Consider the following 13,779-nt stretch of genomic DNA (forward strand, 5'->3'; position numbering starts at 1 on the left):
ACTCCGCCGCGTCCTGACCTGCCCCTTCAGCAGCGAACGGGATGAGACGGCCGCCGGGACGGCAGGGTTCCCGCAGTCAGCGGCGGCGGTGGACCAGGCGTCCGGCGCACACGGTCGCCAGGCAGGTGCCGTCCGCGTCGAAGACGGCCAGGTCCGCGCGCCCGCCCGGCACCACGGTGGCGGGCCGCACGGCCGGGAGCACGGCGACGTCGTTGCGCCGGGCCGCGTCCCGCAGGTCGGGGCTGTCCACGGCCTGGGCCAGCACGGCCGCCGCGCCGAGCTTGAGCACCGCGTGGACGCGTTCCCGCGGGCTCGGTGCGTCGGGCAGCGGTCCCTCGTGCACCCGGGCGGGCCCGAGCACTCCGGGCCAGTGCCGCTCCCGCGCCCCGGGGAAGTGCCGGCGCAGCTCTTGCGCCGGGCCGACGGCCGCGACGCGGGTGCCCTCGACGGCGACGCCCGCGCCGGCCAGCGGCGCGGCGTCCCACGCGGTGCGGACCTCGTCGGCGAGGTGGAGCGTCAGCATGCGACGTCCCCTCAGTCGGCGGCGAGCAGCTTCAGTTCCGGGTGCGCGGTCCCGCCCTCGATCGCGGTGGAGGAGATGTGGGACATCACGCGGTCGTCGACCGGGTCGTTCGCCGGGTCGTCGTGGACGACGAGGTGCTCGTACGTCGTGGAGCGCTGCGCAGGGACCCGTCCCGCGGCGCGGATCAGCTCGATGATCTCCATCCGGTTGGAGCGGTGCTTGGCACCGGCGGAGGAGACAACGTTCTCCTCCAGCATGATCGAGCCGAGGTCGTCGGCACCGTAGTGCAGGGTCAGCTGGCCCACGTCCTTGCCGGTGGTGAGCCAGGAGCCCTGGATGTGCATGACGTTGTCCAGGAAGAGCCGGGCGATGGCGATCATCCGCAGGTACTCGAAGATCGTGGCCTGGGTGCGGCCCTTGAGGTGGTTGTTCTCCGGCTGGTACGTGTACGGGATGAACGCCCGGAAGCCGCCCGTGCGGTCCTGGACGTCCCGGATCATCCGCAGGTGCTCGATGCGCTCGGCGTTGGTCTCGCCGGTGCCCATCAGCATGGTGGTGGTGGACTCCACGCCCAGCCGGTGCGCGGTCTCCATGATCTCCAGCCAGCGCTCGCCGGACTCCTTCAGCGGGGCGATGGCCTTGCGGGGCCGCTCGGGCAGCAGCTCGGCGCCGGCACCCGCGAAGGAGTCGAGACCGGCGTCGCGGATGCGGGTGATGGCCTCCTCGACCGACACACCCGACACCCGGGCCATGTGCGCGACCTCGGAGGCGCCCAGCGAGTGGATGACCAGCTGCGGGAACGCCTCCTTGATGGCGCGGAAGGCCCGCTCGTAGTACTCCACGCCGTAGTCCGGGTGGTGGCCGCCCTGGAACATGATCTGGGTGCCGCCCAGCTCCACGGTCTCCGCGCAGCGCCGCAGGATGTCGTCCAGGTCCCGGCTCCAGCCCTTCTCCGTGTCCTTGGGAGCGGCGTAGAAGGCGCAGAACTTGCACGCCGTGACGCACACGTTGGTGTAGTTGATGTTGCGCTCGATGATGTACGTCGCGATGTGCTCGGTGCCGGCGAACTTCGCACGGCGTGCGGCGTCGGCGGCGGCGCCCAGCGCGTGCAGAGGCGCGTGACGGTACAGGTCGAGGGCTTCCTCGGGGGTGATCCGCCCGCCCGCGGCGGCACGGTCGAGAACGGACTGGAGGTCGGCCTTCTCGGTCACCGGCGTCCCCTTCGCTGGACTTCGCTGGATTCGTCAGGGTTGTGGACGGACCCGGCCAGCCTACGCCAGCGGTTTTCCCGAGCCGACGTCAGCCCGGGTCCGGCGGGCAGCGGATACGGGGCGCGGGCGGGGCGCGGGGCGGGCCGGGGCGCCGGCACGGAGCGTGCCGGCCGGCACCCGGTGGTCCGGGCCGGGACCGGGCTCGGCCCGGACGGGGTGGTGCCGCACGGCCGGACTCCCCCGGCACTGCCCCGGACCCGGCCGCCGCTACGGCTGCAGCAGCTCCACCGTCACGTCCGCCGGGAAGCCGGTGGTCGGCCCGACCCGGCGGGCGAACTCCGCGACCGCGGACAGCTGCGGGGCGCCGAAGCTGAAGTCGAGGGTGGTGAAGTACTGCTCCAGCACCTTCTCGTCGAACGCCTCCCACCGGGCCGCCTGTTCGGCGACCTTGCCGACCTCCTCCAGGGAGAGGTTGCGCGAGGCCAGGAACGCCTCGTGCACCTGGCGGGTGATGACCGGCTCCCGTGCGAAGTAGTCGCGGCGCACCGCCCAGACCGCGAAGACGAACGGCAGCCCCGTCCACTCCTTCCACAGCTGCCCGAGGTCGTGCACGTCCAGGCCGTAGCGGGGGCCGTCGTGCAGGTTGGCGCGCAGGGCGGCGTCGCCGATGAGCACCCCGGCCTCCGCCTCACGCATCATCAGGCCGAGGTCGGGCGGGCAGGTGTAGTAGTCCGGCGTCACCTCGAACCGCTCGGCGAGCAGCAGCTGGGCGAGGCGGACGGAGGTGCGGGAGGTCGAGCCGAGGGCGACGCGGGCGCCGTCGAGCCGGTCCAGGGGGACCTGGGAGACGATCACGCACGACATCACCGGTCCGTCGCAGCCGACGGCGATGTCGGGGAAGGCGACCAGCTCGTCCGCGTGCTTGAGGAACTCGACGAGGGTGATGGGCCCGATGTCGAGATCGCCCCGCACGAGCTGCTCGCTGAGCTTTTCCGGGGTGTCCTTGGTCAGCTCGAAGTCGAGCAGCGTGCCCGTTCTCGCGAGCCCCCAGTACAGAGGCAGGCAGTTCAGGAACTGAATGTGGCCGACGCGCGGCCGGGAGCGAGAATTGTCCACATCGCGAGACTAGACCCCGGCCCGTCCGTGGCCGCCCGGACCCCCTCCCGGAGGCGGTGCGCTGCCCGGTCTCACCCGTCCGGCCGCCGCATCAGCCTTCGCGTTGCGATTCCGCTGCGTCAACCTCTCGCCAGAACCTTCAAACATCCGGGTGACGTGATCTTGCTCCCTCTTGCTTTCCGGGCCCCGCATGCTAGGCTCGCAGCAAGTTGCAGTTTTGGTTTCCCTTGCAGTACAGAGCCTGCGGAGCATGTGACCGCGGGCTCTGGTCGTTTTCAGACCGTATGCAGTTGTGCGGCGATTTCGTTTCCACATTTGCCGGTTCTGGAGCAGGGCGACCCTTTGGGCCCAAGGAGGGCTTATGGCTACCGGAACCGTGAAGTGGTTCAACGCCGAAAAGGGCTTTGGCTTCATCGCCCAGGAAGGCGGAGGCCCCGACGTCTTCGTCCACTACACCGCGATCAACGCGACCGGTTTCCGCTCTCTCGAAGAGAACCAGCAGGTGAGCTTCGACGTGACCCAGGGCCCGAAGGGCCCGCAGGCGGAGAACGTCACCGCGATCTGAGTGCAGTACCCAAGGAGCCCCGCGCCGTCAGGCGACGGGGCTCCTGCCCTGTCCAGGGGCTCTTGCCCTGTCCAGGGGCTCCTGCCCTGTCCACTGGCTCCTGCCCGGCCGCGTGCCCTCGCGCGACACGTCGGCCGGATTCACCGGCCCGGGGCGGACGGCTTCCGGCCATTTTCCGGGCCGGCGGTACCGCCCTACTTCCGACGTATGCGTGCGCGCGTCCGGCAGCGGTTCCGGTGTCCGCCGTCGGAGTGCGCACCCATGTCGGAGACCACCGAAGCCACCGGCTTCCTGCACGCGACCCGCGCCTTCTACGACGCCATCGCCGAGGACTACGCCGAGCACTTCCGCGGGGACCTGGATCCCCGGCCGCTGGAGCGCGCCGTGCTCACGGCCTTCGCCGAGCTGACCGCCTCGGACGGCCTCGGCGGCGAGGTGGCCGACCTCGGCTGCGGCCCCGGACGGGTCACGGCCCTGCTGCACCGGCTCGGCCTGCCCGTGTTCGGCGTGGACCTGTCCGCGTCCATGCTCGCCGTCGCCCGCCGGGAGAACCCTCACCTGCGCTTCGAGCAGGGCTCCATCCTGGAGCTGGACCTGCCCGACGGCGTGCTCGCCGGCGCCCTGTCCTGGTACTCGTCCATCCACACGCCCGAGGACCGGCTGCCGGACCTGTTCGCCGAGTTCCACCGGGTCCTCGCCCCCGGCGGCCGGCTCCTGGTCGCCTTCCAGGCCGGCGAGGCGCCGCTGCGCCTGGAGCACCCCTTCGGCCGCCCGGTCACCCTCGACTTCCAGCGGCGGCGCCCCGAGCACATCGAGGCCCTCCTCACGGCGGCCGGCTTCGCCGTGCAGGCCCGGCTGGTGCGCGAGCCGGACGAGACGCTCGGCGAGTCGGCACCCCAGGCCTTCCTCACCGCCCGCAAGCCGCCCGCCGCCGCCTGAACGGCGCCTGGACCGACGCCGCAGCCCCGCACACACGCGCCGGGAGCGCCACAGCCGTGCCCCGGTCCGGCCGGCCGCCCGCGGGCCCCGGCGCGCCGCGCACCGCGCATCACGCGCCGGGCCCGGTCTCAGCTCGCGTGCCTCAGCTCGCGTGTCTCAGCGCGTGTACAGCTCCTCCACCTGCCGGGCGAAGTCCCGCAGGACGGCCTCGCGGCGGAGCTTCATCGAGGGCGTCAGGTGCCCGGCCTCCTGGGTGAAGTCCACCGGCAGGACGGCGAAGCGGCGGATCGACTCGGGGCGGGAGACCAGCTTGTTGGCCTCGTCAACGGCGCGCTGCAGCACGGCCAGCAGCTCCGGGTCGTCGACCAGCAGCTCCGGCGGCACCGGATGCTTGCCGTTCATCCGGCGCCAGTGGGTGATGCCCTCCGGGTCCAGGGTGATCAGCGCGGAGATGTAGGGGCGGCCGTCGCCCAGCACCATGCACTGGGAGATCAGCGGGTGGGAGCGCAGCCAGTCCTCCAGCGGGGCCGGGGCCACGTTCTTGCCGCCCGCGGTGATCAGGATCTCCTTCTTCCGGCCGATGATCGTCAGATAGCCGTCGTCGTCCAGGTGGCCGAGGTCGCCGGTCGGGAACCAGCCGTCGCGCACCGCCGGGACGACGCCCCCGGCGTGCGGGTCCCAGTACCCCCGGAGCACATGGTCCCCGCTGAGCAGCACCTCGCCGTCGGCGGCGATGCGCACCTTGGTGCCCGGCATCGGCCAGCCGACCGTGCCCATGCGGGGCCGCTGCGGCGGCGTGACGGTCGCGGCGCCCGTCGTCTCCGTCAGGCCGTAGCCCTCGTAGACGGCGATGCCCGCCCCGGTGTAGAAGGCGGCAAGGCGCCGGCCGAGCGGCGAGCCGCCGGTGATGACGTGGCGCAGGCGGCCGCCGAGGGAGTTGCGGATGCGCCGGTAGACGAGCGGGTCGTACACGGCGCGGGCCGCCTTCAGGGCGCCGCCGGGGCCGGAGCCGGCGCCGTCCCGGCGTGCCTCCATGGCCTCGGCCCAGCGGCGGGCCACCTGCGCGGCACGGTCGAAGGTGGAGCCCCTGCCGCCGCGCTCGGCGGCCGCGCGGGCGCTGTTGTAGACCTTCTCCAGCATGTACGGGATGGCCAGCAGGAAGGTCGGCCGGAAACTCGCGAGGTCGGCGAGCAGGTCCTCCGACTGCAGGCTCGGGGCGTGGCCGAGGCGCACCCCGGCGCGGACGCAGGCGACGGCCACCATCCGCCCGAACACGTGCGACATCGGCAGGAACAGCAGGGTCGCCGGCTCCTCACCCGGCTTGCCCCGGAACACCGGGTAGAGCAGTTCGACGGCGTTGTCCACCTCGGCGAGGAAGTTGCCGTGGGTCAGGGCGCAGCCCTTGGGCCGGCCGGTGGTGCCGGAGGTGTAGACGAGGGTGGCGAGGGTGTCGGGACCCACGATGCCCCGGCGCACGTCGATCTCCTGGTCCGGGACGACCGCGCCGCGCTCGGCCAGCCGGTCCAGGTGACCCTGGTCGAGGACCCAGACGTGGCGCAGGTCGAGCAGCCGCTCGCGCTCCGGTCCGACGGCCGCCGCCTGGGCGGTCGTCTCGGTCACCAGGGCGACCGCGCCGGAGTCCTGCAGGATCGCGCAGGTCTGGTAGAGGGACGACGTGGGGTAGACGGGCACGCTGACCAGGCCCGCTGCCCATGCCGCGAAGTCGAGCAGCGTCCACTCGTAGGTCGTGCGCGCCATGACCGCGATCCGGTCGCCGGGGGTCAGGCCCTCCGCGATCAGTCCCTTGGCCAGGGCCGCGACCTGCGCGGCGAACTCGGCCGCGGTCACATGCGTCCACGTCCCGTCCTCGCCGCGGCGGCTGAGGACGTGACGCCGCGGGTCCGCCTCCGCGTTCTCGAACGGCAGGTCGGCCAGCGAACCGTGGGTGACCCGCGCCACCAGCGGGGGCACGTAGGCCTCCCGCACCACACCGTCCAGCCGCCGGATCTGCGGGGACACGACCGCCGGGACGGCGCCGCGGCCGAAGTCGCCCGCCGCGGCGGCCGGCACCGGGAACGCGGACGGCGACGAGGACGAGTACTTGATGGGCATGGCAGCTCCTGGGGCCTGCAGCTGTGTGCTGCTGTGCTGCTCACGTACGCGCCGTGCGTACCGATGTGTTCTCCGGTGGCGCGAACTGTACGGACCTGGGTGTTACCGCCGGTCGCATGCGGGATCGTACGGCGCGCACGTGAGGAATCCGTGCGGTTCCGGGGCGGATCGGGCGATGGTCCGGAGCTGGGTGTGTGCACGTGCGCGGACGTCGGCGGACCGGCCGGACACCTGCGGCCGGACCCGTTCCCGCGCTCCCGTACCAGCCGCCGGGCCGCCCTGGGGCGTGTCCGGGAAGTCCCGCGGACGACGCGACGTCCCGGACACGCCCTGGATGTGCTGTCCCGGAACGCCGGTGACACGCGTGCCGGGTGCTCGAACGGGCGGGGGCCTTCACAACCGCTCCAGTATCGCCGTCACACCCTGCCCGCCGGCCGCGCACACAGAGATCAGTCCGCGGCCGGGCCCGCCGCGCTCGGCGAGCAGCTTGGCCAGGGTGGCCACGATCCGGGCGCCGGTGGCGGCGAAGGGATGCCCGGTGGCCAGGGAGGAACCGACGACGTTGAGGCGGGAGCGGTCCACCGGGGCCAGACCGCGTTCCTCCCAGGCCGCCAGGGTGGCCAGCACCTGGGAGGCGAACGCCTCGTGGATCTCGACGAAGTCGAAGTCCTCGATGCCGAGCCCGGCCCGCTCCAGCATGCGCGGCACGGCGTAGGCGGGTGCCATGAGCAGTCCGTCCTTGCCGTCCGCCACGTCCCCGTGCACGAAGTCGACCGCCGCCGTCTCGCAGGCCGTCAGATACGCCAGCGGTTCCAGGCCGCGCTCGCGCGCCCAGTCCTCACTGGCCAGCAGGACAGTGGCGGCGCCGTCCGTCAGCGGGGTGGAGTTGCCCGCGGTCATGGTCGGCTCCGGCTGGTCGAGGCCGAACACGGGCTTGAGCGTGGCGAGTTTCTCCACCGTGCTGTCGGGGCGGAGGTTCTGGTCGCGCGTCAGGCCGCGGAAGGGGACCACGAGGTCGTCGAAGAAGCCGCGTTCGTAGGCGGCGGCCAGCCGCTGGTGGCTGGCGGCGGCCAGTTCGTCCTGCGCCCGGCGGCCGATCCCCCAGGCGCGGGCGGTGACGGCGGCGTGCTCGCCCATCGACAGGCCGGTGCGCGGCTCGGCGTTGCGCGGGATGTCCGGGATCAGGTGGGCGGGACGGATCCGCGCCAGCGCCTTCAGACGCGCCCCGGCCGACTTGGCCCGCCGGGCCTGAAGCAGGATGCGGCGCAGTTGGTCGTTGACGCCCAGCGGGGCGTCGCTCGCGGTGTCGGTGCCGCCGGCGACCGCGGACTCGGTCTGGCCGAGCGCGATCTTGTTGGCGGCGGCGATCACCGCCTGCAGTCCGGTCCCGCAGGCCTGCTGGATGTCCCACGCCGGGGTGCGCGGATCCAGGCGCGAGCCGAGGACGGTCTCACGGGCGAGGTTGAAGTCGCGGCTGTGCTTGAGGACGGCGCCGGCGACGAACTCGCCGACCGCGCCCGGCCCGGTCAGCTCGAAGCGTTCGACCAAGCCGTCCAGGGCGGCGGTGAGCATCTCCTGGTTGGAGGCTGTGGCGTAGGGGCCGTCGGAGCGGGCGAACGGGATGCGGACACCGCCGACGACCGCCACCCGGCGGACCTGCCGGGCCATGGGCTGAAGGGGACTCATCTCGACCTGCTCCTCACCCGTCTGTAGGCTTACCGCCGGTAACAGTAACGCAGAGCACGCGTATCGCAGCACCTGTCGACCCGTGGGAGACGGACATCATGGCCGACCGCTACCTCCGCTTCACCGCCACCGCGCCCGGCCGCTTCCTCACCCGCCGCCTCGGCCTGCCCCAGCCGACCGCCCTGCGCCGCTGGTCACCGGAGCATCCCGGGCTCGACGGCCCGCTGCTGCACCTGACCGCGGGCACCTCCGCGCTCGACCTCGCGCCGGTCCTGGACCGCACCGGGCTGCCCGCCGGGGACCGCGACCCGGCCGCCGTGGTGCTGGACGCCACCGGGGTGCGGGACGTCGCCGCGCTCGCCGAGGTGCACGCCGCTCTCCACCCGGTCGTCCGGTCCGTCCGGGCCGGCGGACGGGTGGTCGTCCTCGGTGCCCCGCTCGATCCCGCCGACCACCACCAGTCCGCCGCCCAGCAGGCGCTGGAGGGCTTCACCCGCTCCCTCGGCAAGGAGATCGGCCGGGGCAGGACCGTCAACCTGGTGCGGCTCGACGACGCCCGTGCCGCCGAGTCCACCCTGCGGTTCCTGCTCTCCCCGAAATCGGCCTACGTCAGCGGCCAGGTCGTCCACATCGCCGGCCACGAGCCCACCGCGCCCGAGGACTGGTCGCGCCCGCTGGCCGGCCGCACCGCCCTGGTCACCGGTGCCGCCCGCGGCATCGGCGAGGCGGTCGCCGAGACCCTCGCCCGCGACGGCGCCAAGGTCGTCGTCCTGGACGTGCCCCAGGCGGAGGCGGACGCCCGCCGCGTGGCCGAACGGCTCGGCGGCACCGCGCTGCCGCTGGACGTCACCGCCGCCGACGCCGGAGCGCGGATCGCCGCGGCCCTGCCCGACGGGCTGGACGTCCTCGTCCACAACGCGGGCATCACCCGGGACCGGCGCCTGGTCAACATGCCCGCGGAGCGCTGGAATCCGGTGCTGGAGGTGAACCTCGCGAGCGTCCTGCGGATCACCGACGAGCTGTTCGCGGCGGGCACCCTGCGGCCCGGCGGCCGGATCGTGGCCACCGCCTCCATCGCGGGGCTCGCCGGGAACGCCGGCCAGACCAACTACGCGGCGAGCAAGGCCGGGATCGTCGGCCTGGTGCGCGCCCTGGCCCCGCGTGCGCTGGCCGAGCACGCGGTCACCGTGAACGCGGTCGCCCCCGGCTTCATCGAGACGACGATGACGGCCGCGATCCCGCTGTTCATCCGCGAGGCGGGCCGCCGGATGAACTCCCTCGCCCAGGGCGGGCAGCCCGTCGACGTCGCCGAGACCACCGCCTGGCTCGCCCACCCGGCCTCCGGCGGCGTCAACGGCCAGGTCGTCCGCGTCTGCGGCCAGAGCCTGCTGGGGGCCTGAGAGATGACCGGCACCGAACCCAGCCGTACCGCGTCCGGCCCCGGCCGCCCGGACCTCTCCCCCGTCGTCCTCGGCCGGCCGCCCGCCCTCGCACCGCTGCTCCTGCGGGGCGCGCTGCGCTCCCCGCTGCGGCGGGCCCGCCCCGACGCCCCCTGCCCGCGCACCCGGCTGGTGCTGCCCTCCGCCCGGGCCGACGCGGCACGGCTCGCCGCCTACCGGAGCATCTGCGGCTTCCCCGAGGACGGCACCCTGCCGGTCACCTATCCGCATGTGCTCGGATTCCCGCTCGCCATGCGGCTGATGAGCGGCCGGGACTTCCCGCTGCCGCTGCTCGGCCTGGTCCACACCTCGATCGAGATCACCCGGCACGCCGCTCTGCCCGCCACGGACGCCTACGAGCTGGCCGTGCACGTCGCCGGACTCGCACCGCACCGGCGCGGCACCGAGGCCACCGTCGTCACCGTGCTGCGCGCGGGCGGCACCGTGGTGTGGGAGTCGGCGAGCACCTATCTGGCCCGCCACCGCACCGCGGACGGTTCCGCACCCGCCGCCGGCGGATCCGGCCCGGGCTCCGCCGCGCGGACGCCGCTGCCCGAGGTGGACCGGTGGACGCTGCCCGGCGACCTGGGGCGGCGCTACGGTGCCGCGTCCGGGGACCGCAACCCGATCCACATGCACCCGCTCACCGCACGCCTGTTCGGCTTCCCGCGGGCGATCGCGCACGGCATGTGGACCGCGGCCCGCTGCCTGGCCGCGCACGGCACGCCCGAGGCCGCCTCGGTGCGGGTGGAGTTCAAGGCCCCGGTGCTGCTGCCGGGTACGGTCGTCCACGCCGCCGACGGCACCGGGCGCTTCGCGCTGCGCTCGGCGGACGCGTCCCGCACCCACCTGGTGGGCGAGGTGCACGAGCTGCCCGCGTGAGCGTGGGGCGCGGGCCGCTCGGTCCCCGTCGTCAGGACGCCTTGGACGCCTCGGAGCGTGCCGCGTCGGCCTCGGTCCGGGCCTGCTCGTCCGCCTCGTCCTCGACGCCCGCGCTGGCCCGCATGGTCGCCTTCATCCGGTCGACGCGCTCGGCGACCTTCATCGACGCCCGGTCGCGTTCCTTGCGCAGGACGACGAAGCTGATCGGCGCGGAGATCACCAGGGCGAGCAGCAGGACCCACCAGCCGTTGGAGCCGTTGCGGCCGGACGGGAAGATGCCGGAGTAGACGAGTCCCCAGACCACCACGAGGCAGCCCAAGAAGATCCCGAGGCGCATCAGCGTGTAGCGGAGCATCTCAATCCACTCTTCCGTTCCGTGGGGGGACGGCCCCCTGCGCGAGCGGCCGGCCGGAGGTCCCGAGGGGCACTGTCCAGTGAAGCACGGCCGCCCGCGGGCCCCGCAGCGGGGTGGCGAGAGGCCCATCGCCGGACACACGGCCCAGGTCAGGCAGGACCTACGCCTTCGCCTGGGTGCTCCCGCACCCGTTGCCCGCGCACTGGCCGTGCCGGGCCGGTGCACGCCCGGCACGGCCTGCGGTCCTTCTCACACCCGCATGGGCTGCGGGGCCTCGCGGCGGTCGGGGTCCGGGCCGTCGTACTCCCGGACGACCTCGTAGCGCGTGTTGCGCTCCACCGGGCGGAAGCCCGCGTCGCGGATCAGCTCCAGCAGGTCCTCGCGGGTCAGCTTGTTCGGCGTGCCGAAGTTGTCCGCATCGTGCGTGATCTTGTACTCGACGACCGAGCCGTCCATGTCGTCCGCGCCGTGCTGCAGGGCCAGCTGGGCGGTCTGCACCCCGTGCATCACCCAGAACACCTTCACGTGCGGGACGTTGTCGAACAGCAGACGGGAGACGGCGAACGTCTTCAGCGCCTCCGCGCCGGTCGCCATCTTCGCGCGGGCCTGCAGACGGTTGCGGATCTTGCCGTCCTTCATGTCGACGAAGTCGTGCTGGTAGCGCAGCGGGATGAAGACCTGGAAACCCCCGGTGGCGTCCTGAAGCTCCCTCAGCCGCAGCACATGGTCCACCCGGTGGCGGGGCTCCTCGATGTGCCCGTAGAGCATGGTGCACGGGGTCTTCAGACCCTTCTCGTGCGCCAGCCGGTGGATGCGGGACCAGTCCTCCCAGTGGGTGTCGTGGTCCACGATGTGCTGCCGGACCTCCCAGTCGAAGATCTCGGCGCCGCCGCCGGTCAGCGACTCCAGGCCGGCGTCGATCAGCTCGTCGAGGATCTCGCTCGCGCTCAGCCCGGAGATCTTCTCGAAGTGGTGGATCTCGGTGGCCGTGAACGCCTTCAGCGACACACCCGGCAGGGCCTTCTTCAGCTCCCGCAGCGAGCGCGGGTAGTACCGCCAGGGCAGCGTGGGGTGCAGGCCGTTGACGATGTGCAGCTCGGTGAGGTTCTCCCCCTCCATCTCCTTGGCGAGCCGCACCGCCTCCTCGATGCGCATGGTGTACGCGTCCTGCTCGCCCGGCTTGCGCTGGAAGGAGCAGTACGCGCACGACGCCGTGCACACGTTGGTCATGTTGAGGTGACGGTTGACGTTGAAGTAGACGACGTCGCCGTTCTTCCGCGTCCGCACCTCGTGCGCGAGGCCGCCCAGCCACGCCAGGTCGTCCGACTCGTACAGCGCGATGCCGTCCTCACGGGTCAACCGCTCCCCGGAGCGGACCTTCTCCTCCAGCTCGCGCTTGAGCCCGACGTCCATGCGAACACCTCTTTCCAGACAGACTGGGACCACCGTACGCCTGGCGGCTCAGACCTCTTCGGGCAGATCGCCCACCCGGTTCTCCCACTTCGTGGACAGCACGATGGTGGTGCGGGTCCGCGAGACGCCCTTGGTGCCGGACAGCCGCCGGACGATGCTCTCCAGGCCGTCCACGTCCGTGGCGCGGACCTTGAGCATGAAGGAGTCGTCACCGGCGATGAACCAGCAGTCCTCGATCTCCGGGAGGTCCTTCAACCGCTGGGCGACGTCCTCGTGGTCGGCGGCGTCGGACAGGGAGATGCCGACCAGGGCGGTGACGCCCAGGCCGAGCGAGGCGGCGTTCACGGTGGCCCGGTAGCCGGTGATGACGCCGGCCGCCTCCAGCCGGTTGATGCGGTCGGTGACGCTCGGTCCCGACAGGCCGACGAGGCGTCCCAGCTCCGCGTAGGAGGCCCGGCCGTTCTCCCTCAGGGCCTGGATGAGCTGCCTGTCCACCGCGTCCATGCGATCGAAGCCTTCCGCTGAAGAGATCCGGTGAGGGATCTGAGAGATGTCTGCAGGTGTCTGGCTGGAGGTGTCCGGGGTCCTCGGTCCGAGGCGCTGCCTGGGGGTGCGCCGCCGCCGTCCACGGCCGGCTCACGCACTCCGGGCGCCGCCCAGTTCACCCTCCCAGCGGTGGTAGAGGCGGTGGGGCACCCCCACCGCGTCCAGAGCGCGGCCGGCGACGAAGTCCACCAGGTGCTGGATGTGCGTCGCGCCGGCGTAGAAAGCGGGCGAGGCGGGCAGGACGGTGGCACCCGCGTCGTCCAGCGCGGCCAGCTGCCGCAGCGTCTGACCGCTCAACGGGGTCTCCCGAACGGCCACCACGAGCGGCCGGCCCTCCTTCAGGGTCACGCTCGCCGCCCGCTGCAGCAGGTCCTTCGACAGCCCGAGGGCGACCCCCGCCACACAGGCCGTGGAGGCCGGCACGATCAGCATGCCCTTCGCCGGGTACGACCCGGAGGACGGCCCGGCCGCCAGGTCACCGGCGCTCCAGTAGCGCACGCCGGTGATGTCCGCGTCGAAGGTGCCGGGCTTGCCGTCGGCACCCCGGGACAGCCACTCCCGCAGATCGTCCTGCCAGTGGGCGTCCCGGAAGGAGATGCCGGTCTCGTCGCGCAGGGTGAGCCGCGAGGCCCGGCTGACCACCAGGTCGACGCTCTCCCCCGCCTGAAGCAGCGCACGCAGCACAGAAGCCGCGTACGGGGTGCCGGACGCGCCGGACACCCCCACGATCCAAGGCGTCCGCTGCGTTTCTCCTGCGTTCACATCTTGAGCCTACCGGTGCGCGCACGGCTCTCAGGACCGGTGGGCCGTCCCGGGGTCGACGGGAAGCCGGGCGGTGTCGCGACGGCGACCGCCGCGAAGGTGAACATGGGCCTGAAGAAGGAGGGTCTCGTCTACACGGAGATCGGCATGGGTTCCTTCGTCTCTCCTGATGCCCTGGAGATCCTGCGCAAGGCCCGCGCGGCGGCCGAAGCGGAAGCCACCGACTGACG

14 protein-coding genes are annotated in these 13,779 nt (G+C 72.9%); 5 read left to right on the forward strand and 9 right to left on the reverse strand.

What is annotated here, in order from left to right; all coding sequences use genetic code 11:
* Positions 1 to 76: 76 nt before the first annotated feature.
* The 3 genes from IE286_RS18495 to IE286_RS18505 form a co-directional block, all read right to left on the reverse strand.
* The gene (locus tag IE286_RS18495) at positions 77 to 523 is read right to left on the reverse strand and encodes an imidazolonepropionase-like domain-containing protein (RefSeq protein ID WP_189797873.1); all 447 of its coding nucleotides are present in this window, start codon (positions 521 to 523) and stop codon (positions 77 to 79) included.
* Positions 524 to 534: 11 nt separating this feature from the next.
* The gene (gene mqnC / locus IE286_RS18500) at positions 535 to 1,734 is read right to left on the reverse strand and encodes a cyclic dehypoxanthinyl futalosine synthase (protein ID WP_189797874.1); all 1,200 of its coding nucleotides are present in this window, start codon (positions 1,732 to 1,734) and stop codon (positions 535 to 537) included.
* 267 nt (positions 1,735 to 2,001) lie between these two features.
* Complete coding sequence (locus IE286_RS18505; protein ID WP_189797875.1) at positions 2,002 to 2,850, reverse strand: menaquinone biosynthetic enzyme MqnA/MqnD family protein; 849 nt, start codon at positions 2,848 to 2,850, stop codon at positions 2,002 to 2,004.
* Between the two features lie 361 nt (positions 2,851 to 3,211).
* Between IE286_RS18505 and IE286_RS18510 the strand changes: the two genes are divergently transcribed.
* A complete protein-coding gene (locus IE286_RS18510; protein WP_189797876.1) occupies positions 3,212 to 3,415 on the forward strand; it encodes a cold-shock protein in 204 nt (67 codons plus the stop codon).
* Positions 3,416 to 3,676: 261 nt separating this feature from the next.
* The gene (locus IE286_RS18515) at positions 3,677 to 4,354 is read left to right on the forward strand and encodes a class I SAM-dependent DNA methyltransferase (RefSeq protein ID WP_189797877.1); all 678 of its coding nucleotides are present in this window, start codon (positions 3,677 to 3,679) and stop codon (positions 4,352 to 4,354) included.
* 156 nt (positions 4,355 to 4,510) lie between these two features.
* Here the strand turns inward: IE286_RS18515 and IE286_RS18520 are convergent, their stop codons facing one another.
* Positions 4,511 to 6,466, reverse strand: coding sequence for an AMP-dependent synthetase/ligase (locus IE286_RS18520; protein WP_189797878.1), 1,956 nt, complete (start codon positions 6,464 to 6,466; stop codon positions 4,511 to 4,513).
* Positions 6,467 to 6,859: 393 nt separating this feature from the next.
* On the reverse strand, positions 6,860 to 8,152 hold the full coding sequence (locus IE286_RS18525; protein ID WP_189797879.1) for an acetyl-CoA C-acetyltransferase: 1,293 nt from the start codon (positions 8,150 to 8,152) through the stop codon (positions 6,860 to 6,862).
* A 98-nt stretch (positions 8,153 to 8,250) separates the two neighbouring features.
* Here IE286_RS18525 and IE286_RS18530 point away from each other — a divergent pair, with 98 nt between their 5' ends.
* Together IE286_RS18530 and IE286_RS18535 are read left to right on the forward strand one after the other, a co-directional pair.
* Positions 8,251 to 9,552 (forward strand): 3-oxoacyl-ACP reductase, encoded by a 1,302-nt coding sequence (locus IE286_RS18530; RefSeq protein ID WP_189797880.1) that lies wholly within the window; start codon positions 8,251 to 8,253, stop codon positions 9,550 to 9,552.
* Between the two features lie 3 nt (positions 9,553 to 9,555).
* Positions 9,556 to 10,473, forward strand: a complete 918-nt coding sequence (locus tag IE286_RS18535) for a MaoC family dehydratase (protein WP_189797881.1) — start codon at positions 9,556 to 9,558, stop codon at positions 10,471 to 10,473.
* Positions 10,474 to 10,504: 31 nt separating this feature from the next.
* On the opposite strand, the gene IE286_RS18540 is transcribed toward IE286_RS18535, so the two are convergent.
* From IE286_RS18540 to IE286_RS18555, 4 genes are all read right to left on the reverse strand, one after another.
* The gene (locus tag IE286_RS18540; RefSeq protein ID WP_189797882.1) at positions 10,505 to 10,828 is read right to left on the reverse strand and encodes a DUF4229 domain-containing protein; all 324 of its coding nucleotides are present in this window, start codon (positions 10,826 to 10,828) and stop codon (positions 10,505 to 10,507) included.
* Between the two features lie 249 nt (positions 10,829 to 11,077).
* Positions 11,078 to 12,241 carry an aminofutalosine synthase MqnE gene (gene mqnE, locus IE286_RS18545; protein ID WP_189797883.1) on the reverse strand — a complete coding sequence of 388 codons (1,164 nt, stop codon included), beginning with the start codon at positions 12,239 to 12,241 and terminating at the stop codon, positions 11,078 to 11,080.
* 48 nt (positions 12,242 to 12,289) lie between these two features.
* Positions 12,290 to 12,745, reverse strand: coding sequence for an Lrp/AsnC family transcriptional regulator (locus IE286_RS18550; RefSeq protein ID WP_189797884.1), 456 nt, complete (start codon positions 12,743 to 12,745; stop codon positions 12,290 to 12,292).
* 132 nt (positions 12,746 to 12,877) lie between these two features.
* The gene (locus IE286_RS18555) at positions 12,878 to 13,549 is read right to left on the reverse strand and encodes a UbiX family flavin prenyltransferase (protein WP_189797885.1); all 672 of its coding nucleotides are present in this window, start codon (positions 13,547 to 13,549) and stop codon (positions 12,878 to 12,880) included.
* Positions 13,550 to 13,654: 105 nt separating this feature from the next.
* Between IE286_RS18555 and IE286_RS27660 the strand changes: the two genes are divergently transcribed.
* Positions 13,655 to 13,777, forward strand: a complete 123-nt coding sequence (locus IE286_RS27660) for a GntR family transcriptional regulator (RefSeq protein ID WP_267969908.1) — start codon at positions 13,655 to 13,657, stop codon at positions 13,775 to 13,777.
* Positions 13,778 to 13,779 lie beyond the last annotated feature (2 nt).

It is taken from the genome of Streptomyces thermodiastaticus, from assembly GCF_014656135.1.
In the GTDB taxonomy this organism is placed as follows: Bacteria; Actinomycetota; Actinomycetes; order Streptomycetales; family Streptomycetaceae; genus Streptomyces; species Streptomyces thermodiastaticus.

Coding starts and splice junctions, on each gene's coding strand:
- IE286_RS18495 (WP_189797873.1), bottom strand. CDS start 523: ATGCTGACGCTCCACCTCGCCGACGAGGTCCGCACCGCGTGGGACGCC.
- IE286_RS18510 (WP_189797876.1), top strand. CDS start 3,212: ATGGCTACCGGAACCGTGAAGTGGTTCAACGCCGAAAAGGGCTTTGGC.
- IE286_RS18515 (WP_189797877.1), top strand. CDS start 3,677: ATGTCGGAGACCACCGAAGCCACCGGCTTCCTGCACGCGACCCGCGCC.
- IE286_RS18520 (WP_189797878.1), bottom strand. CDS start 6,466: ATGCCCATCAAGTACTCGTCCTCGTCGCCGTCCGCGTTCCCGGTGCCG.
- IE286_RS18525 (WP_189797879.1), bottom strand. CDS start 8,152: ATGAGTCCCCTTCAGCCCATGGCCCGGCAGGTCCGCCGGGTGGCGGTC.
- IE286_RS18530 (WP_189797880.1), top strand. CDS start 8,251: ATGGCCGACCGCTACCTCCGCTTCACCGCCACCGCGCCCGGCCGCTTC.
- IE286_RS18535 (WP_189797881.1), top strand. CDS start 9,556: ATGACCGGCACCGAACCCAGCCGTACCGCGTCCGGCCCCGGCCGCCCG.
- IE286_RS18540 (WP_189797882.1), bottom strand. CDS start 10,828: ATGCTCCGCTACACGCTGATGCGCCTCGGGATCTTCTTGGGCTGCCTC.
- mqnE (WP_189797883.1), bottom strand. CDS start 12,241: ATGGACGTCGGGCTCAAGCGCGAGCTGGAGGAGAAGGTCCGCTCCGGG.
- IE286_RS18550 (WP_189797884.1), bottom strand. CDS start 12,745: ATGGACGCGGTGGACAGGCAGCTCATCCAGGCCCTGAGGGAGAACGGC.
- IE286_RS27660 (WP_267969908.1), top strand. CDS start 13,655: ATGGGCCTGAAGAAGGAGGGTCTCGTCTACACGGAGATCGGCATGGGT.